This is a genomic window from Arthrobacter sp. 05T444 (assembly GCF_056395905.1).
The window spans coordinates 1-421 of record NZ_JBFTKK010000071.1 but is presented as its reverse complement, the minus strand read 5'-3'; the positions used below and the strand labels follow the sequence as shown (position 1 = coordinate 421).

Annotated in this window: 1 pseudogene; it reads right to left on the bottom strand. The window is 70.2% G+C overall.

The window, feature by feature from the left end:
* Positions 1-421 (bottom strand): annotated as a pseudogene (locus AC1DD3_RS22125) (HNH endonuclease signature motif containing protein); the annotation flags it as partial.

Here is a 421-nt window from a genome sequence, read left to right as displayed (position 1 = left end):
CCGCGCCGGCGCCGGTGCCTGTTCCCGAGCCTGTTCCGTCCGCGGTGGTGGTGGGTTGGGTGCGGGGGTTGGTGGCGGTGTTCATGGCGGTGAGGAGGTGTTCGTATTGGTCGGTGGTGGCGAAGATTTCCAGGTGGTGGAGGCCGCGGCGGGGSCGGCGGGTGAAGGCGCCTTGGCGGTGGCGGAGTTCTTCTTCGCTGGGTTCGGTGCYGTCCTGGTCGATGGCGTCRGTCCAGCGGTGGGCGATGCGGAGCAGGAAGTCGTGGTCGTTSTCCAGGGCGGTGCGGTTCAGGGCGGCCTCCATGGTGTGGAGGGTGGCGGGGTYGGTGATGGGGCGGGCCTTGTCCAGGGCGGTGGTGATGATGGTTCCGGCGCGGGAGGCGATGGTCCCGGCGGCGAGGTTCGCGGCGGTCTGTTCGCA